At 76.3% G+C, this 18,077-nt stretch carries 15 protein-coding genes; 11 read left to right on the top strand and 4 right to left on the bottom strand.

The window, feature by feature from the left end; genetic code table 11:
• Nucleotides 1-20: 20 nt before the first annotated feature.
• The 3 genes from ACFWTC_RS20885 (at nucleotide 21) to ACFWTC_RS20895 (ending at nucleotide 3,659) form a co-directional block, all read left to right on the top strand.
• On the top strand, nucleotides 21-818 hold the full coding sequence (locus tag ACFWTC_RS20885; protein ID WP_383923398.1) for a ScbR family autoregulator-binding transcription factor: 798 nt from the start codon (nucleotides 21-23) through the stop codon (nucleotides 816-818).
• An 820-nt stretch (nucleotides 819-1,638) separates the two neighbouring features.
• Nucleotides 1,639-2,460 (top strand): BTAD domain-containing putative transcriptional regulator, encoded by an 822-nt coding sequence (locus ACFWTC_RS20890; protein ID WP_384074354.1) that lies wholly within the window; start codon nucleotides 1,639-1,641, stop codon nucleotides 2,458-2,460.
• 26 nt (nucleotides 2,461-2,486) lie between these two features.
• Complete coding sequence (locus ACFWTC_RS20895; RefSeq protein WP_383923402.1) at nucleotides 2,487-3,659, top strand: epoxide hydrolase family protein; 1,173 nt, start codon at nucleotides 2,487-2,489, stop codon at nucleotides 3,657-3,659.
• A gap of 129 nt (nucleotides 3,660-3,788) precedes the next feature.
• On the opposite strand, the gene ACFWTC_RS20900 is transcribed toward ACFWTC_RS20895, so the two are convergent.
• Nucleotides 3,789-4,337 carry a flavoprotein gene (locus tag ACFWTC_RS20900; protein WP_383923405.1) on the bottom strand — a complete coding sequence of 183 codons (549 nt, stop codon included), beginning with the start codon at nucleotides 4,335-4,337 and terminating at the stop codon, nucleotides 3,789-3,791.
• 514 nt (nucleotides 4,338-4,851) lie between these two features.
• On the opposite strand from ACFWTC_RS20900, the gene ACFWTC_RS20905 reads away from it, so the two are divergent.
• From ACFWTC_RS20905 to ACFWTC_RS20920, 4 genes are all read left to right on the top strand, one after another.
• Complete coding sequence (locus ACFWTC_RS20905) at nucleotides 4,852-6,192, top strand: helix-turn-helix domain-containing protein (protein ID WP_384030493.1); 1,341 nt, start codon at nucleotides 4,852-4,854, stop codon at nucleotides 6,190-6,192.
• Nucleotides 6,193-6,260: 68 nt separating this feature from the next.
• A complete protein-coding gene (locus tag ACFWTC_RS20910; RefSeq protein WP_383923411.1) occupies nucleotides 6,261-7,223 on the top strand; it encodes an SRPBCC family protein in 963 nt (320 codons plus the stop codon).
• 147 nt (nucleotides 7,224-7,370) lie between these two features.
• A complete protein-coding gene (locus tag ACFWTC_RS20915) occupies nucleotides 7,371-8,375 on the top strand; it encodes a 4'-phosphopantetheinyl transferase family protein (protein WP_384030491.1) in 1,005 nt (334 codons plus the stop codon).
• A gap of 269 nt (nucleotides 8,376-8,644) precedes the next feature.
• Complete coding sequence (locus ACFWTC_RS20920) at nucleotides 8,645-10,708, top strand: condensation domain-containing protein (protein ID WP_383923417.1); 2,064 nt, start codon at nucleotides 8,645-8,647, stop codon at nucleotides 10,706-10,708.
• Between the two features lie 69 nt (nucleotides 10,709-10,777).
• Here ACFWTC_RS20920 and ACFWTC_RS20925 read toward each other — a convergent pair whose 3' ends face one another.
• Nucleotides 10,778-11,599: a BTAD domain-containing putative transcriptional regulator gene (locus tag ACFWTC_RS20925; protein WP_383923419.1), complete on the bottom strand. Its 822-nt coding sequence runs from the start codon at nucleotides 11,597-11,599 to the stop codon at nucleotides 10,778-10,780.
• Nucleotides 11,600-11,876: 277 nt separating this feature from the next.
• Entirely contained in the window at nucleotides 11,877-12,065 is a 189-nt protein-coding gene (locus ACFWTC_RS20930; RefSeq protein WP_384029418.1) for a hypothetical protein, read from the bottom strand.
• 371 nt (nucleotides 12,066-12,436) lie between these two features.
• Here ACFWTC_RS20930 and ACFWTC_RS20935 point away from each other — a divergent pair, with 371 nt between their 5' ends.
• The 4 genes from ACFWTC_RS20935 to ACFWTC_RS20950 all read left to right on the top strand — a co-directional run bounded on the left by ACFWTC_RS20935 (nucleotide 12,437) and on the right by ACFWTC_RS20950 (nucleotide 16,812).
• Nucleotides 12,437-13,684 (top strand): aminotransferase class V-fold PLP-dependent enzyme, encoded by a 1,248-nt coding sequence (locus ACFWTC_RS20935; protein WP_384029420.1) that lies wholly within the window; start codon nucleotides 12,437-12,439, stop codon nucleotides 13,682-13,684.
• A gap of 217 nt (nucleotides 13,685-13,901) precedes the next feature.
• Nucleotides 13,902-15,476 (top strand): acyl-CoA carboxylase subunit beta, encoded by a 1,575-nt coding sequence (locus tag ACFWTC_RS20940; RefSeq protein WP_384029422.1) that lies wholly within the window; start codon nucleotides 13,902-13,904, stop codon nucleotides 15,474-15,476.
• Between the two features lie 155 nt (nucleotides 15,477-15,631).
• The gene (locus ACFWTC_RS20945; protein ID WP_384029424.1) at nucleotides 15,632-15,832 is read left to right on the top strand and encodes an acyl-CoA carboxylase epsilon subunit; all 201 of its coding nucleotides are present in this window, start codon (nucleotides 15,632-15,634) and stop codon (nucleotides 15,830-15,832) included.
• Between the two features lie 173 nt (nucleotides 15,833-16,005).
• Entirely contained in the window at nucleotides 16,006-16,812 is an 807-nt protein-coding gene (locus ACFWTC_RS20950) for an SDR family NAD(P)-dependent oxidoreductase (protein WP_383923433.1), read from the top strand.
• 146 nt (nucleotides 16,813-16,958) lie between these two features.
• Here the strand turns inward: ACFWTC_RS20950 and ACFWTC_RS20955 are convergent, their stop codons facing one another.
• A complete protein-coding gene (locus tag ACFWTC_RS20955; RefSeq protein WP_383923436.1) occupies nucleotides 16,959-17,951 on the bottom strand; it encodes an AMP-binding protein in 993 nt (330 codons plus the stop codon).
• Nucleotides 17,952-18,077: the final 126 nt, after the last annotated feature.

Genomic DNA, 18,077 nt, shown 5'->3' on the forward strand with positions numbered 1-18,077 from the left:
TGGTGAGAGGAGACGGCTCGGTGCAGGAGAGGTCGGAACGGACCCGTAGGCGGCTGGTCTACGCCGGGGCCGAGATGTTCCACCGCAACGGCTACGCCAACGCGACGCTGGGAGAGATCGCGAGCGCGGCCGGAGTGACGAAAGGGGCGCTGTACTTCCACTTCGCCTCCAAGGACGAACTCGCCGAAGCCGTGCAGCAACGCGGGTGCGCGCTGCTGCACGACTCGGTACGGGCCCTGCGCGAGTCCGGGGTCCCGCCCCTGCAGGCCCTCATCGACACCACGCACTGGCTGGCGTGGACGCTCCATGCCGACCCGGCCGTCGCGGCGAGCTTCCGGATCACCAAGGAGTGCGGCGCACCGCCACGGGCACCGGCCGGCACCCGCCCCGCGGTCGTGGACTTCCACGCCGCGTGGATCTCCGCCGTCTCCACCCTGCTGCGCCTGGCGCGGGACGCGGGCGAACTCTCCGCGCAGGGCCGCGCCTGGGACGGCGCGCAGGCCCTGGTCGTGGCCGCCGCGTGCGGGATCGAGGTCATGTCCGGCACCGGGATGCCCTACGGCGAACTCCAGCGCAAGGTGACGGCGCTGTGGGCCCTGCTGCTGCCCGCCCTCGTGGCCGAGGGCCGGGCACGGGAGTACCGCACGCAGGCCGCGGCCGCCGTCGGCGCCGAACGCGCCCCGGACACCCCGGCGACCGCGAACACCCCGTACACCCCGTACACCCCTGACGCCCCCAACACCCCTGACGCCCCGGATGCCGTGGGCGCTCCGGACGGCCGCCCCGCGGACGCGCAAGCCGTACGGAGCAGCCGGTGACCGGGGCCCGGTGGGCGTGAACGGCAGGAGCGTGGTGCCGCTGTGGGCGGCGCCACTGGACACGGCACCCCCGCCCGCAACCCCGGGGAACCCCCGCAACACCCCACCGGAGAGCCCCGCACCGCCGGGTCACACGCGGCCGGGTCCCGCACCACAGCGTCCCGCACCGCCGGGACCCGCACCGCCGGGACCCGCACCGCCGGGACCCGCACCGCCGGGTCACACGCGGCCGGGTACGGCACCGCGGAGTGCGGGGCCGGCGGGCGGCGGGAACCGTACGGGCCAGGCCGGCCCGGACGCCGCGTCCCCCGGCGACACGCCGCCGCAGGACACCCCGGGGGCCGCCTCCGGCCCCGACACCCGCCGCCGCCCGCCGGTAGCGCCCCGCTGGCGCGCCCGTCCCCGCCGCCACGGGAGCCGCCGGCCAGCCCGCCGCGCGCCCGCCGGCCCCCGCCCGCCGGCGGTCGCGGACCGGCCGGTCGCGGATCGGCCGGGGCCAGCCGGCGGGCGGGCCGCACACGGCCCCGGCCCCTCGGTGTCCCCTTGTGCCGCGCCCGTGGAGGCGGGCTCGAAAGGGGCTCGAGGATCCGGTGACACCGGCCGGGGCTCGCTACCGTGCCCGGACCGCACGACACCGCCACACCGGACACACCGCCACACCGGACACCGACCCATCGGCCACACCGCCACACCGAAGTGACCCGCATCCAACACGGACACCGGACACGGACACCGGACACGGGTACGGGACCCCGTGCCCAGACCCCGTGCGCGGGGTGCCGAACAACCCAGGGGAACGCGACGACGTGCGGGGGAGACCGTGAAGATACAGGTGCTGGGTCCGTTGACCGCCGAGGTCAACGGGGGGTCGATCGTTCCGAGTGCCCGCAAGCCGCGGCAGATCCTCACCCTCCTCGCCCTGTACCCGGGGCGGGTGGTGCCGGTGCCCACCCTCATGGAGGAGATCTGGGGCACCGGCCTGCCGCAGAGCGCGCTGACGACCCTGCAGACGTACATCCTCCAGCTGCGCCGCCGTCTGGGAACCGCGATGGGCCCGGGCGGCCCCGGCGGCGCCAAGGAGGTCCTCGCCACCCGGCACGGCGGCTACCTGCTGCAGATACCCGAGGACAGCGTCGACGTGCACGAGTACGAGCGTCTGGTCGTGCGGGGCCGCGGCCTGGTCGGGCGGGGGGACGACGAGGGCGCGGCGGCGGCGCTGCGTGCGGCGCTCGCGCTGTGGCAGGGGCCGGCGCTGGTCGACGTGCGCCTGGGCCCGGTCCTGGAGATCGAGGTGATGCGGCTGCGGGAGAGCCGCCTGGTGACGGTGGAACGCCGCATCGACGCCGACCTGCGGCTGGGCCGCCACAGTGAACTCCTGGCCGAACTCGCCGATCTGACGGCCCGCCACCCCCAGCACGAGGGACTCCACTCCCAGGTCATGGTCGCCCTCTACCGCGCCGGACGCCAGGCCGGCGCCCTGGACGTCTACCGCAGACTCAGAGCCCGCCTCATCGAGGACCTCGGCGTGGAGCCCTCACCGCAACTGCAGCGCCTGCACCAGGCGATGCTCGCCGTCGACCCCGCCCTGGACGTGCAGGCGGGGGCGCGGCGCGGCTCGACGTTCGACCTGTACGCCGTGTGAGGCGGGCCGCCTAGCATGCGGGGCATATGAACCGCGCCGACGAAGACCCGATGCCCTACCGCCTCCACGTGGACCAGGCGGACCTCGACGACCTGGCCGTACGCCTGGACCGCACCCGCTGGCCCGACGAACTGCCCGGTGCGGGAGAGGCGTACGGGATGCCGCTGGGCCGGGCCCGCGACCTCGTCCGGTACTGGCGCCACCGCTACGACTGGCGGGCCGCCGAGGAGCGCCTCAACGCCTGGCCGCAGTTCACCGCCGTCATCGACGGGGCGCGGGTGCACTTCGCGCACCTGCGTTCGCCCGAACCCGGCGCGAGGGCGCTGCTGATGACCCACGGCTGGCCCGGCTCCCTCGTCGAGTTCCAGCAGGTCGCCGGCCCGCTGACCGATCCGCGGGCCCACGGAGGCGATCCGGCCGACGCCTTCCACCTGGTGCTGCCCTCCATCCCCGGCTTCGGTCTGTCGGGGCCGACCCGCGAACGCGGCTGGGAGTTCAAGCGGGTCGCACGGGCCTTCGGGGTGCTGATGGAGCGCCTGGGGTACGCGGCGTACGGGGTCCAGGGCGGCGACTGGGGCGCCGCGATCTCGCGGGAGCTCGGCAGGATCCGGCCCGGGAACGTCACCGGGGTCCACCTGAACCTGCTGCCCGGCGCCGGGGCGAGCGCCGAGCCGGACCCGGCGGAGCTGGCCGCGCTGGAGGGCGTCGAGCGGGAGCGGACGCTGGCCTCCTGGGAACGCCAGCGGACCTGGACGCGCGAGCGGCAGGGGTACGCCGGCATCCAGGCGACCCGCCCCCAGACCCTCGCCTACGGGCTGAACGACTCGCCCGCCGGGCTGCTGGCCTGGATCGGGGAGAAGTTCACCGAGTGGGCCGATCCGCGCTGCCCGGTGGACCGCGACCAGATGCTCACCAACGTGATGCTGTACTGGCTGACCGCAACGGCCGGTTCCGCCGCCCGGATCTACTACGAGCGGGCGCACGCCGACTACGCCGGGCAGCCGCCCGAGGTGTCGCGCACGCCGACCGCGCTGGCCGACTTCCCCCGCGACAACTTCATCCCGCTGCGGCACATCGCCGCCCGCACCGACAACATCGTGCGCTGGACCTCCTACGACCGGGGCGGGCACTTCCCCGCCATGGAGGTCCCCGATCTCCTCGTCGGGGACGTACGGGCCTTCTTCCGCGATCTCGCCTGACACCCCACACCCGCCCCGGCTCACCCCACCCCGACCCGGCCCACCCCCAGTCCGTCCCGCCCCACCCCGCCCCGTCCCGTCCCGTCCCCGCCCCGGGCGGGGCGGGGTCTGCCGGGGCCGGGCGGGGGTTCAGGCCTGGGCCGTGCCCGCCCGGCCCACGGCGTCCAGCGCCGCCTGCCAGGGGAAGTGCGGCGGGGCGTCCTGGCCGGGCGGGCCGGGGGTGAAGCCGCCCTCGCCGTAGAGGACCTCGACGCCGGCGCCGCGCAGCACGGCCAGGGACGGCTCGAACCGGGGGTGCGCGGCCAGGGCGCTGTTGGTGCAGGGCACGGCGACGGCGGGGGTGGCCTTGCCCAGGGCCTCGGCGGCCACCCCGACGACGAACCGGTCGGTCAGGCCCAGGGCCCAGGAGTTGACCGTGTTGAAGGTGGCGGGCGCGAACAGCAGCGCGTCGGCCGCCGGCCACACGTCGTCCTCGCCGGGCAGCTTGTACTGCCAGCGCACGGGGTGCCCGGTCAGCGCGGCCAGCCCGTCCAGGCTCCCCGCCACCCAGTGCGCCGCCGTGGGCGTCAGCCCCAGGCACACATCCCAGCCGCGGGTCTGGGCGTCCTCGATCGCATGGGCCACGTCGAAGACGGGCGGGGCGGCGGAACAGAACAGGTAGAGCGTCCTCGTGGTCATACCGCCATGTGATCATATGGCGCGAACCGCGCCGGCCCCCCCGTACACCGGCCGCGCAATCCGGCCCCCCCGCCAGAGCCCCGTACCCCCCGCGCCGGAGCCCCGCGCCGGGCCCCGTGCACGGTCGCCGGGAGGGCGGCAGGGGGGCGGCCACTACGGCCAGTCGATGTCGTCGTCGGGGTACACGCCGCGGGCCCGTCCCGGTGTCCGGGCCGCGGCCGGCGGGAGCGGGGCGTGTGCTGCGGGTGTCCGGGACACGTGCGGTGCGCACGCCGGTGGCCTCATCGTCGACTCCAAGGCGCTGAATTGCGGGAAGAGCAGGTCAACGGCCGGTCCGACGGCCGGTTCTGGAGAGTCTGCCTCGACCCGGTCGAGAACCGCTCAAGGAACGCACGACGTCCGCACGAGACGGGCGGGCAACCGGTGGCAAAGGTTTGCCCGCGTGTTGCCGCCGCCCCTACGCTCGGTGCCGGTTACCCGACAGAATTGTTTCCCCGCGACCCCAGGGATGCCCATGCTGCGACAGCCCGCGTTCGGACACCGCCTCAGGAGGCTGCGGACGGCCCGGGGCCTGTCACAGACCGCGCTGGCCGGCGAGGGCATGTCCACCAGCTACCTCTCCCGCCTGGAATCCGGCGCACGCCAGCCCACCGACCGCGCCGTGGACTACCTGGCCGGCCGGCTGGGCCTGGAGCCCGGCGACTTCCGGGAACAGGCCACCGGCTCCCTCGCCCACGCCCTGACCCTCGCCGCGTCCACCGGCTCCCACGACGCCGCCGAGGCACTGCGCCGGGCCCTGGCCGCCGAGGGCCACGAAAGCCCGGTACTGCGCTGGCAGGCCCTGTGGCTCCTGGCCCGCGCCGCCCGCCTCCAGGGCGACCACACGGCCGAACGCGACCACCTCACCCGCCTCGTCGCCGTCGGCGAGGAAGTCGACGTCAGCGAGCTGCGCGTCCGCGGCCTGACCCGCCTCGCCCGCTGCCTGCGCTCCATCGGCGAGATCACCCCCGCCCTGGACGCCGCCGTCGAGGCCCACCGCATCGCCCTGGGCGAGCAGTTGGGCGTGGAGGACCGGGCCGCCGCCCTGCTCGCCCTGGTCTCCGTACAGGCCGAGGCCGGCCGGGTCGGCGACGCCCGCGTGTACGCCGACGAGCTGACCGCCCTCGTCGAGGGCCGCACCGACGCCCTGTGGGCCGAGGCCATGTGGACCTCCGCCGCCGTCCGCGCCCGCCAGGGCGACTACGCCGGCGCGCAGGCCTGCCTGGACGAGGCCCTGGACCGCTTCGGCAGCCAGGAGGACCTCATCCTGTGGATCCGGCTGCGCCTGACCACCGCCCGCCTGCACCTGCAGCGGCTGCCCGCCGACCCCGTCCGGGCCGGCCGCCGCGCCGCCGAGGCCGAGGCCGCCCTCGCCTTCGCCGGCACCCCCGCCCTGCGGCAGGACCTCACCGCCCTCAAAGCCGACCTCGCCTTCGCCACCGGCCGCTACGACCAGGCCCGCACCCTGCTCGCCGAACTCGCCGCCGACCAGCCCCGGATGACCTACCGCGGCCAGGTACGGCTGGAGATACTGCGCCACCAGCTGCTGATCCTGGGCGGCGACCCCGCCGGCGTACAGGGCCTGCGGACCCTGGCCCAACAGGCCCAGGACGACGCCAACATCGACCTCGCCGCCGAGATCTGGCGGGTCCTGGCCGACGCCCTCACCCAGGCCGGCACCCCCACACCCCCCGCAGCCTCCACACCCCCCGCAGCCCCCGCAGCCTCCACACCCGCCGCAGCCCCCGCAGCCTCCACACCCGCCGCAGCCCCCGCACCCCTCGCGCCTTCCGCCGCGCCCGCCGCCGGGGGTTGAGGAAGCCTCGAGTCCCCTGGTGCAGGCTGGAGTACAGCCGCACCGACGACCAGGGAAAGGGCCGGTCCATGTCCTCGCAGCGCGTGCACACCAGCGAGCAGACCGTGCCGGTGGCCGCCCCGGCCGGCGTGGTCTACGGCCTGCTGGCCGACGCCGTGCGCTGGCCGCTGCTGCTGCCCTCACCCGTCCACGTCGAGCGGATCGACTTCGACGGGGTGCGCGAACGGCTGCGGCTGTGGGACGTGACGGGCGAACGGGTCCGCTCCTTCCACCTGCGCCGGGTACTGCACCCGCACTCCAGGACCGTCGAGTTCGAACGCGAGGACACCGCCCTCCCGGGCGCCGCAACCACCGGCACCTGGACGGTCCGCGCCCTCGACGACGACCGCTCCGTGCTGACCCTGCGCCAGGACCGCACCCTGGAACACCTGCCCGCCGCCGAGAGCGCCCGCAGCCGCCACCAGTGGCAGCAGGAGCCCGCCGCCGAACTCGCCCACCTCAAGGACATCGCCGAACGCTGGGAACACCTGGACGCCACCCTGCTGTCCTTCGAGGACAGCGTGCACCTCACCGGCCCCGCCGAGTCGGCCTACGACTTCCTCTACCGGATCGCGGACTGGCCCGAACGCCTGCCCCACGTGGAGACCGCCACCGTCGTCGAGGACACCCCCGGCGTGCAGATCGCCTCCGTCGACACCTGCGCCACCCCCGACGGCCGCACCCTCGCCACCCGGGCGGTACGCCTGTGCTTCCCCTCCGCCGCCCGCATCGTCTACAAGGAACTGGTGACACCCCGCCTGATCGCCGCACACAGCGGCGAGTGGTCCCTGGTACCGGACGGCGACGGCGTACGGGCCGTCTGCGCCCGGCAGGTGATGCTCCGCGAGGAGGCCGTCGAAGAGGTCCTGGGCCCCGGCACCGGCCTCGCCGAGGCCCGCCGGTACGTGCGCACCTGGCTGGGACGGGCCGGCGCCCAGACGCTGCGCCTGGCCCGCTGGCACGCCCAGAACACGGTCCGCCGCCTGCGATGAGCACCCGCGGACGGGCACGGGCAGGCAGGGGAACGCGCGGGCGGGCGCAGCCACGTCCGGGAACGCGCGGGCGGGGACGGGGACCTGACGGGTACGTGAGGGGTACATGAGGGGCACGCGAGTACGCGCACGAGAAGGAGGCCGCGGATGAACCCCGCCCGCTCCGGCCCGCCCGGAGCTCCCGCCGCACACGCCGCCGCGCCGGCCGCACCCGCGCCCGGCGCACCCCTGCACGTCCCCGGCCCGGACGGCCCCTGGGACGAGGTCGGCGACCGCCTCGACGACACCGGCCGGGCCGTGGTGTGCACGACGTGGGGGCAGTGGCTGACCGCCGTGCTCCTGGACCCCGCGCTGCGCGCGCTGCTCGGCGACGACTGGCCGCGCTACCGCCAGACCCCGGCCGCGGCCGGGCGGATCCGGTTCGCCGTCTCCCGCGCCGTGGCGAAGTACGCGGCCGCCGCCGCCCTGAACGTACCCGCGCACACCCTGGACCCGGACCCGGACCGCGGCCCCGGCGCACGGCACGTCCTGCGCGGCCCGGACGGGGAGGCGGAGGTCGCCCTGGCACACGCGGGGGAGCTGATCGTGGTCGGCGTCAGCCGCACCGGCCCGATCGGCGTCCACGCCCGCCACACCGACCGCGACACCGCCTTCGGACCGCTCCTGGAACGGGTGTGCACCGCGCAGGAGGGCGCGGCGCTGGCCGCGCTGCCCGAGGAGGAGCGGCGGGCCCGCCTGCTGGCGCTGTGGGGCCTGAAGGAGGCCTGCGCCCGGGCGCTGGGCCCCGGCAGCGGGATCCCCCTGACCGGCTTCGGGTTCACCCGCGACGACCGCGGCCGCCTCACCCCGGCCCCGCTGCCGGGCACCGCGGGGTTCGCGGCCGGGCACTGGAGCGTGGCCGGACACCTCGTCCAGGGCCGCTACCTGGTCAGCGAGGCCCACCACCACCGCCCCGCCGCCCCCGCCGGCGCCCTGCCCGTCCCGGACGCCCCCGCCGTCTCTGCCGGTCCGGCCGGGCCGCCGGCGCCGGTCGACGCCGGTTCGCGGGGCGCTGCAGGCCCGCTCGAGGAACAGGGGCCCGGACCCGGGGCGCTACTACGCTTCCCGCGACCGGTCACCTCCGGCCGGGGCGAGGGAGGGCGTACGCCGTGAACCCGAGGGAACCCGCCACAGCTACCGGCCCGCACACCCCGCCCCGCCCGCACGGCGGGTCCGGCCCGCACACCCCGCCCCGCCCGCACGGCGGGTCCCGCCCGCACACCCCGCCCGGCCCGCACGGCGGGTCCCGCCCGCACGGCCGGTCCGGCCCGACCCTGCCGCCCCTCGCGCCGTGCCCGCCGTGCCCGCCGGACCGTGTCCGTGCCGGGGCCTGAGGGGCACTGCCGCACCCGCCCGCCGGCCCGCACCGTCCGGGGGACCGGATGAGCGGTACGGGCACCGCGGACGGTCCCGGGACGCTCCTCGCGGTGGTGCACGAGGTGCTCCCGGGCGCGCCCGGAGGCGTCCTCACCCTGGAACTGCGCGGGCTGCCCGACGACGCGCACGCCGAACGGTTCGCCGCGTGGATCGCCGGCCGCCACCGCCGCACCCACCTCGCCCTGGAGGGCCGCGGACCCGGCCGGCACACCCTGCGCCTCCTGCCCGGCAACCCCCCGCCGGGCACGCCCCCGACGGCCCCCGCGCAACCCGCCCCCGCCCCGCTGCGCCCCGGACTGCTGGCCGACCTCCTGGGCCCCGGACCGGGAGCCGGCGACCCCGTGGCCCTGACCGGGTACCAGCGCGAGCTGCTCCTGGACTGCGCCGCCGGCCCTCCCGGCCGGGGCGGCGACCTGGAACAGGTGCACTGGAACTGGTCCGGCCCCCTGGACCGGGACCGCTTCCGCGCGGCCTGGCAGTCCCTGTCCGCACGCGAGTCGGTCCTGCGGGCCGCCTTCGACTGGACGGCGCTGCCCCGCCTGGTCCTGCACCCCCGCGCCACCGTCGACATCACCCACCACACCCGCACCACCACCGCCTGGCAGGACCTCCTCGAAGCCGACCGCCGCCGCGGCCTGGACCCCTCCCGCCCGCCGCTGCTGCGCCTGAGCGTCCTGGAGGGACGGACGGCAGAACCCGCCCGGGTCCTGCTGACCTGCCACCGCGCCCTGCTCGACGAGGACGCCGTCCACCTCCTGCTCCGCGAGTTCTACCGCGCCTACCTGGCCGGGGGCCGCCTGCCGGGCGGCGAACGCCGCCCCGACCTGCGCGACCACGCCCGCTGGCTGGCCCGTCAGGACAGCACCGGCGCCCGCGAGCTGTGGACGCGCACCGCGCCCCCCGCCCGCCCGGCGACCGCGGCGGGCCGGCCCGGCCCCGGCACCGGCCAGAGCGGCGCCGGACGCCTGCGCCGCCGCCTCGGCGAGCCGCACAGCTCCCGCCTGCGGTCCTGGGCCGCCGACCGGGGCGCCGGCGAGAGCAGCGCCCTGCACGCGGCCTGGGCCCTGCTGCTGTACCGGGCGGCCGGCCGGCCCGGCCCCCTGCGGGTGACGTTCGCGGTCCGCCTCCACGGCCGGGACACCGCCCTGCCCGGCGCCGCGGGCCTGCCCGGACCGCCCGCCGGACCCCTGCCGGTGACGGTGCGGGTCGACCCGGCGGCGCCCCTGGGAGACCTCCTGCACCAGGTACGCGACGCCCTGCTCGACCTGGCGGCCTACCCGTGGGTCAGCGCCGACCTCATCCGCGCCTGGACCGGCCGGCCCGGCCCGGCACACCTCGCCGAGAGCGCCGTCTCCTTCACCGCCCCGGCCGAACTCCCGCCCGCCGTACGCGCGGAACTGGCCGCCCGCGGCGTCACCGCCGGCCCGCCGCGCACCGCGGGCACCGCCACCGCCCTGCCCGTCACGGTCGGCGCCCGCCACGAGAACGACGGCACACTGCTCCTGGACGCCGTCTACGACCGGGCGCGCCTGGCCGACGCGGACGCCTCGGCGCTCCTGGCCCAGTGCACCACCCTGCTGCGGGGCCTGCCCGGCCTCACCGGCCCCCACTGCACCGCCGGCCGGGCCCTGGACCTCCTCGCCGGCACCGAACCCCCCGCCATGGCCCCCCGCCCGCCCGCACCCCGGCGCCCCGCCCTGGACACGCTGCGCCCGGGGGAGCCCTCGGCCGGCGTGGTCTGCCTGCTCGCGGCCCCGGGCGTCACGGCCGGCGCCTACGCCCTGTTCGCCCGCCGCCACCGCGGCCCCGAGAGGATCGTCGTGCTGGAGTGCGACGGGCCGCCGTACACCGCCGTCCCCGCGGCGCTGGCCGGCCTGCGGGGGCCCGGCGGGCGGCTGGTGCTGGGCGGGTGCGGCCCCGGAGCGGGCGCGGCGTACGCTCTCGCGCGGCTCCTCGCGGACGCCGGGGGCGTCCCGGTGGGCGTGGTCATGACCGGCCTCGCCGGTCCCGGGGACAGCGCGGACGCGCTCGCCCGCGGCCTCGCGGCCCTGCCGGCACGGCGCCCCTGACGGCGCCCGGCCCGCCGGGTCGGCGCCCGGCCGGTCCCGGCCGGGCGGGGGAGGGGCGCCAGGGGTGCTCTAGGCGGCGAAGAGGTCGAAGGTGGAGGTCCGCCGCGGTCCGGCGAGGACGTCCAGGGCGGGGTCGACGGCGAGCATCGCCTGGTGCAGGCGCTGCAGTTGCGGTGAGGGCTCCACGCCGAGGTCCTCGATGAGGCGGGCTCTGAGTCTGCGGTAGACGTCCAGGGCGCCGGCCTGGCGTCCGGCGCGGTAGAGGGCGACCATGACCTGGGAGTGGAGTCCCTCGTGCTGGGGGTGGCGGGCCGTCAGATCGGCGAGTTCGGCCAGGAGTTCACTGTGGCGGCCCAGCCGCAGGTCGGCGTCGATGCGGCGTTCCACCGTCACCAGGCGGCTCTCCTGCAGCCGCATCACCTCGATGTCGAGGATCGGCCCGACCCGTACGTCGACCAGCGCCGGGCCCCGCCACAGGTCCAGCGCGGCCCGCAGGCGGTCGGCGGAGACCTGGCTGTCGCCCGTCTCGAAGGCGGCCTGTCCCTCGCGCACCAGACGCTCGTAGTCGTGCACGTCGACGCTGTCCTCGGGTATCTGCAGCAGGTAGCCGCCGTGCCGGGTGGCGAGGACCTCCTTGGCGCCGCCGGGCGCGTCGGGCCCCATCGCGGTGCCCAGGCGGCGGCGCAGCTGGAGGATGTACGTCTGCAGGGTCGTCAGCGCGCTCTGCGGCGGCTGCGTCCCCCAGATCTCCTCCATGAGGGTGGGCACGGGCATGACACGCCCGGGATAGAGCGCGAGAAGCGACAGCACCTGCCTGGGCTTGCCCGCGGTCGGGACGATCGACCCCCCGTTGACCTCGGCACTCAACGGACCCAGCACCCGAATCCTCATGGTCTCCTCCGTACTCGTCGAGTCCCCTGGCTGTTTTTCCCAGATGGCCAGGGAACTGCCCCCGTTGCGGGCACGCTAGCCGGGGTGGACACCGCCCATCCCCTTCCTGTAGCGGGCCTCAAGTCGCCTTCCAACCACAGGCGTTGAGCGGACGGCGGCGTACGGAACACACACGGGGCGCGGGCAGGCGCGGGCAGGCACGGGCGCGGGTACGGGCGGGCGTGAAGCCGGCGGATACGGCGGGTACGGCGGACCGGCGGCCGGGGGAGCGGGCCGGCTACGGCCAGTCGATGCGGCCGGCCGCCGGGGCGGCCGCGGGACCGGCCTGCGGCGCGGCGGAGACCGAGGCCGGCGGGACCGGCCAGTCGATGGAGCCGCCGCCGTCGGCGGCGGCCACGCCACCCGCGGCCAGGACGGCGGCCGTGGCGAGAGCGGCGGTGGCGACGACGCGGGCGATGTTCCTCATGGTGACCCCTCCAGGGCAACTTCGTGATCCTGCTTGGCAAGTCTTCTGCCAAGAAGATTGGCAACATCCGCTCGGAATTCACTCGTCAATCACTGGAGAAATGCTGGAGCACGGGCCGTAACACCCCCCGAAATCCACCCCCGCCCACCCCCGAAGAACCACCTCAACCACCCTGACCTGCACAGACATTGACATGCCGGGAGCCGGTCCCGGTCTTGCCGGAATGTGCCAAGAACCCCCGGCTGGAGTTTCACCGGAGCGGACATTGCCAAAAACCCCGGCGGCTGGGCAATGTATTGCCAAGCGTGATGGCAATACGTGGAACACCGGGGCCGTGGACGTGCCGCGGCCGACAGCGGGGGAGGCCCCACATGAACGCGCCGACGCACCACGGACAGCGAACGGCCCACCTGGACACCGCGGGCACCGGCCCGATGCCGGCCGCCGTGAGCGCGGTGCTCGCCGACTGCACCGCCCGCGACGACCGCTTCGGGGCCCGCGCACTGGAGGAGCACCTCGCCGCCGCCGGCGGCCCCCCGGTCCGCGAACGCCTCGGCCGCCTCCTGGGCGTACCGGCCGGCGACACCCTCCCGGTCACCAGCGCCGCCGACGCCTTCGACGCCTTCGTCTCCCGCCTGGACCCCGGCCCCCGCGACCGGATCTGGACCACCCCCCACGAGGGCGTCGCCCACCTCGCCACCCTCCAGGCCCTGCGCGACCGCACCCGCTGCCACCTGGACGTCGTCCCGCTGCGCACCGACGGCGACCTCGACCTGGACTGGATGCGCGCCCGCATCGGCCCCGACGTCGCCCTCGTCAGCGCCGTCCACGTCAGCGCCGCCTGCGGAACCGCCAACCCGGTCGAGGAGATCGGCCGGATCCTCGCCCCCCACCGCGCCCGCTACGCCCTCGACGCCTCCCACTCCGCCGGCCGCCTCCCCCTCGACGCCCCCCGCATCGGCTGCGACCTGCTCACCGCCGACGGCTGGAGGTTCCTGCGCGGCCCGCAGGACACCGGGTTCGCCTACACCCGCCCCGGAACCTGGACCACCCCCGCCACCCTCCCCGCCGCCCCGGGCGGTTACCGCAGCCCCGCCGGCCGGCCGGTAGGGCCGGAGCCCGCCGCCGTCGCCGCGCTGAACACCGCCCTGGCCCACCACGCCGCGGCGCCCCCGCCCCGCGGGGACCTCCTGCCGCGGCTGCGCGCCGTCCTGGAGCGGACCCCGGGCATCGAACTCCTCCCGGCGGGCCGCGACCGGGCCGGCATCCTGGCCTTCCGCCACCACGAGGTCCCCGCCGCCCGCCTGCGCCGCGCCCTGGCCCGCCACGGGGCCGTCCTGGCCAAGACCGTCGCGCAGGAGCACCCGCTCCACCCGGCCGCGGCCGGCGGCCCCGCCGTCCGCGCGTCCGTCGGCTCCGCCACCACCGAGCAGGACGTCGACCACTTCGCGCGGGCCCTGCGGGACGCCCTGCGCGAGGAACGCCGCCCCCTGACCCCCGAGGCCCCCGGACCGGCCCTCGCCGCCGCGGCAGCAGCCGGCGCCGGCTCCGGGCGGCCGTCCCCGTACGCGGTGCGCACGGTCCGGCGCGGCCACCTCACCCTGCACCGCGCGACCTGAGAACGCCCCCCACAGCCCCACACCCCACAGCCACCCGCCCCCCTCAGCCACCCCGAAACCGCCGAACGGGCGGCCCGCCCCGGCCGCCGGATGACCGAACAGCCGACCGCGGGGCCGCCCAACCCCCCTCTCGTGCCGGGCTCGAGCGGACTTCCACGATGTCTTGAGCCCCGCACGCGACGGTGGCCGGATCCGGCCCCAGACCTGGAGGAGCCACATGACCACGAGCGACGCGCCACCCCTGCCGGTCCTGGACCGCGCGGCCGAACTGGCCGGCATCAAAGCCCTGGCGCTGGCCGGCCCGGACGCGCGGGCCACCGAACGCCAGCACGCCAAGGGCAAGCTCACCGCCCGCGAGCGGATCGCCCTGCTGCTCGACCCGGACTCGTTCCACGAGATCGAGACCCTGCGCCGGCACCGCGCCAGCGGCCTGGGACTGGAGGACAAACGCCCCTACACCGACGGGGTGATCACCGGATGGGGCACGGTCGAGGGCCGTACCGTCTTCGTGTACGCGCACGACTTCCGCATCTTCGGCGGAGCCCTCGGCGAGGCCCACGCGGAGAAGATCCACAAGGTGATGGACCTGGCCGAGTCGACCGGCGCCCCGCTGGTCTCCCTCAACGACGGGGCCGGCGCCCGCATCCAGGAGGGCGTCTGCGCGCTGGCCGGCTACGGCGGCATCTTCCAGCGCAACACCCGCGCCTCCGGCGTCATCCCGCAGATCAGCGTGATGGTGGGCCCCTGCGCGGGCGGCGCGGCCTACTCCCCGGCCCTGACCGACTTCGTGTTCATGGTCCGCGGCACCTCGCAGATGTTCATCACCGGCCCCGACGTCGTCAAGGCCGTCACCGGCGAGGAGATCACCCACAACGGCCTCGGCGGCGCCGACGTCCACGCCGCGGTCTCCGGCGTGGCCGCCTTCGCCTACGACGACGAGGCGAGCTGCCTGGAAGACGTACGGCACCTGCTCTCGCTGCTGCCCGCCAACAACCGCGAGACCCCGCCGCGCGAACACGGCGCCGACCGGCCCGGCCGGCGCACCGACGCGCTGTCGCGGATCGTGCCCGCCAACCCCCAGCAGGCCTACGACATCCGCAAGGTCATCGAGGAAGTCGTCGACGACGGCGACCACTTCGAGATCCAGCCCGCCTGGGCCACCAACGTGGTGTGCTCCCTGGCCCGGATGGACGGCCACGTCACCGGCTTCGTCGCCAACCAGCCCGCCAGCCTCGCCGGGGTCCTGGACATCCACGCGAGCGAGAAGGCCGCCCGCTTCGTGCAGTTCTGCGACGCCTTCAACATCCCGCTCGTCACCCTCGTCGACGTCCCCGGCTTCCTGCCCGGCGTCGACCAGGAACACAACGGCATCATCCGCCACGGCGCCAAACTGCTCTACGCCTACTGCAACGCCACCGTCCCGCGCATCTCCCTCGTCCTGCGCAAGGCCTACGGCGGCGCGTACATCGTCATGGACTCCCGCTCCATCGGCGCCGACCTCGCCCTGGCCTGGCCCACCAACGAGATCGCCGTCATGGGCGCCGAAGGCGCCGCGAACGTCATCTTCCGCCGGGAGATCGCCGCCGCCGCCGACCCCGACGCGATGCGCGCACAGAAGATCAAGGAGTACACGGCCGAGCTCATGCACCCCTACTACGCCGCCGAACGCGGCCTCGTCGACGACGTCATCGACCCCGGCGAGACCCGCTCGGTCCTCGTCGACGCCCTGGCGATGCTCCGCCCCAAGTACGCCGACCTGCCGTCGCGCAAGCACGGCAACCCGCCCGTATGAGCGCCCCCGCCGCCGCAGCGACCACGGCAGAAGCTACGGCAGCAACCGCGGCAGCGACCACGCCGGAGACCACAGCGGCAGCCGCGGGTGCGCCGGCGGGGCACCCCCCGCCGCCCCCCGCCTCCGCCCCCGGCCCCGCCCCCGGCCCCGGGCCGGTGTCCGGTGCGGCGCCGGCCTGGAGGATCATCCGGGGCCGGCCCGCCGCCGAGGAGACCGCCGCCCTCCTGGCGGTCCTGACCGCCCTGCTCGACCGGCCCCCGCCCCCGCCCCCGGCCCCGCGCACCGAACCCTCCCTCTGGGACCGCGCCCCGGCCGCCCCCCGCCCCGGCCGCCCCGGCTCCTGGCGCGGCCGCTGAACCCCGCCCGGCACACCCCCCACCCGCCGGACGGACCCTCCCGCCCCGCCGCGGACACCCCCGGCGGGGCGCCGGCACGCCCCGCCCCCGCCGCCTCCATCCGCCTTCCGCCACGCCCCGAGTGCCCCCCGGCACGCTCAGAGCGTCCTGGCGACGATGAAGGGATACGAGGAATGACGGTGAAGGCGATCGACAAGGCCCCCGAAAGGCCCGTGGCACTGGTCACCGGGGCCACCAGCGGCATCGGCCTGGCCGTCGCCCGCGACCTGGGCGCCCGCGGGCACCGGGTGTTCCTCTGCGCCCGCACCGAGACCGCGGTCAAACAGACCGTGGCCGACCTGCAGGCCGAGGGCTTCAGCGCGGAGGGCGCCGCCGCCGACGTACGCGACGCGGCCGCCGTACGGGCCCTGGTCGCCGCGGCCGTCGCGGCGTACGGAGAACCCGTCAGCATCCTGGTCAACAACGCCGGCCGCAGCGGCGGCGGCGCCACCGCCGGCATCACCGACGAGCTGTGGGACGACGTCATCGACACCAACCTCAACAGCGTCTTCCGGCTCACCCGCGAAGTCCTCAACAACGGCGGCCTGGGCTCCGAGCCCTGGGGCCGCATCATCAACATCGCCTCCACCGCCGGCAAGCAGGGCGTCCTGCTCGGCGCCCCCTACTCCGCCTCCAAACACGCCGTGATCGGCTTCACCAAGGCCCTCGGCAAGGAACTCGCACCCACCGGCACCACCGTCAACGCCGTCTGCCCCGGCTACGTGGAGACCCCCATGGCCGCCCGCGTGCGCAGCGGCTACGCACAGGTCTGGGACACCACCGAGGAGTACGTGCAGGAGCAGTTCGAGGCGAAGATACCCCTGGGCCGCTACTCCACCTCCGAAGAGGTCGCCGGCCTCGTCGGCTACCTCACCACCGACCTCGCGGCCTCCATCACCGCCCAGGCCCTCAACGTCTGCGGCGGCATGGGCAACGCCTGAACCCCGCAGCCCGCCCGGCAGCCCGCACCGGACACACCAACGCCCCCCCGGCAGAGCACGCGCGACAGCACGCACGAGGGCACGCGCGAGGGCGTACGTGAGGGGCCCCGGACGGCGACCGCCGCCCGGGGCCCCTCACGTACGCCTCACAGCACCGTCGCGGCCCCCGACACGTCCCGCACCACGGCACCCGGCGCGATCCCCGCGGACCGCCAGCCGGCCACCACGCCCGCGTCCACCGGCTCGTCCGCCAGCAGGACGTGCCGCAGCTCCGGCAGGCTCCCCGGCCGCGCCACCGCCGCCAGCCGCGCGAACGCCGACGGCAGCTGCGTCACCACCGTCACCCCCCGCTCCGCCAGCAGCCGGGCGAAGCCGCCCGTATCACCCGCCGTGTCCCGGTCCACCACGACGGCGCACCCGCCCGACAGCAGCGGACCCCACAGCTCCCGCATGCCCAGGTCCAGGCTCAGCGAGTGGACGCAACCCCACACGTCCTGCGGCCCCACCCCCAGCACCGGCACACAGCCGTCCACCCACGACAGCACGTCCAGGTGGGTCACCGGCCGCACCGCCACCGCCCGGCCCGGAGCACCGGCCGCCGGCAGCGCCAGGAACGCCGTGTCCGGGGCGACCTCCCGGCGCACCGCCGCCTGCGGCCGGACCGCGATGACGAACCGGCCCGCCTTCGCCACCGGGATCTCCTCACGCAGCAGCCCGCCGTCCGAGACGACCACCCCGGCCCCCGCGTCACGCATCAAGAACTCCTGCAGCCCCGCGTTGTGCCCGGGCTCCAGCGGCAACACCGCCGCCCCCGCCCGCAGCACGCCCACCACGGCCGCCGCCGCCTCACACGAGCGCAGCACCCGCACCGCGACCGCCCCACCGGGACCACTGCGCCCCGACAGGCGCCGCGCGATGTCGTCCGCCAGCCACTCCAGTTCCAGATAGGTCGCCTGCCCCTCCCCGTCACGGGCGGCGACCCGCCCCGGATGGCGTGCGGCCGCAGCCGCGAAACGGATGTCGATGCGGTCCCGGCGCACCGGCCACCCGCCGGCCGGGTCGAGCCCGATCCGTCCGAGCAGACCGGCCAGGTCGGCAGACAACCGGTCGAGCTCCGGATGGTCCGGAGTGGCGTTCATACGGCCTCCAGCGAGCGGGTCGGTACTCCGGCGCCGATCGTGCCCGGCCCCACCGGAGAACCGCTCAAGTCCCGCCGCACACAACCGCCCGGCACCCGGTCGCAGCCCGCTCAAGACCCTCTCGAA

The organism is Streptomyces sp. NPDC058619 (assembly GCF_042717785.1).
Taxonomy (GTDB): domain Bacteria; phylum Actinomycetota; class Actinomycetes; order Streptomycetales; family Streptomycetaceae; genus Streptomyces.

What these genes read in the sequence shown, in the direction of transcription:
- ACFWTC_RS20955 (WP_383923436.1), bottom strand. Translation starts at nt 17,951, where the DNA reads ATGAACGCCACTCCGGACCATCCGGAGCTCGACCGGTTGTCTGCCGAC.
- ACFWTC_RS20940 (WP_384029422.1), top strand. Translation starts at nt 13,902, where the DNA reads ATGACCACGAGCGACGCGCCACCCCTGCCGGTCCTGGACCGCGCGGCC.
- ACFWTC_RS20930 (WP_384029418.1), bottom strand. Translation starts at nt 12,065, where the DNA reads ATGAGGAACATCGCCCGCGTCGTCGCCACCGCCGCTCTCGCCACGGCC.
- ACFWTC_RS20895 (WP_383923402.1), top strand. Translation starts at nt 2,487, where the DNA reads ATGAACCGCGCCGACGAAGACCCGATGCCCTACCGCCTCCACGTGGAC.
- ACFWTC_RS20900 (WP_383923405.1), bottom strand. Translation starts at nt 4,337, where the DNA reads ATGACCACGAGGACGCTCTACCTGTTCTGTTCCGCCGCCCCGCCCGTC.
- ACFWTC_RS20925 (WP_383923419.1), bottom strand. Translation starts at nt 11,599, where the DNA reads ATGAGGATTCGGGTGCTGGGTCCGTTGAGTGCCGAGGTCAACGGGGGG.
- ACFWTC_RS20950 (WP_383923433.1), top strand. Translation starts at nt 16,006, where the DNA reads ATGACGGTGAAGGCGATCGACAAGGCCCCCGAAAGGCCCGTGGCACTG.
- ACFWTC_RS20935 (WP_384029420.1), top strand. Translation starts at nt 12,437, where the DNA reads ATGAACGCGCCGACGCACCACGGACAGCGAACGGCCCACCTGGACACC.
- ACFWTC_RS20915 (WP_384030491.1), top strand. Translation starts at nt 7,371, where the DNA reads ATGAACCCCGCCCGCTCCGGCCCGCCCGGAGCTCCCGCCGCACACGCC.
- ACFWTC_RS20920 (WP_383923417.1), top strand. Translation starts at nt 8,645, where the DNA reads ATGAGCGGTACGGGCACCGCGGACGGTCCCGGGACGCTCCTCGCGGTG.
- ACFWTC_RS20910 (WP_383923411.1), top strand. Translation starts at nt 6,261, where the DNA reads ATGTCCTCGCAGCGCGTGCACACCAGCGAGCAGACCGTGCCGGTGGCC.
- ACFWTC_RS20905 (WP_384030493.1), top strand. Translation starts at nt 4,852, where the DNA reads ATGCTGCGACAGCCCGCGTTCGGACACCGCCTCAGGAGGCTGCGGACG.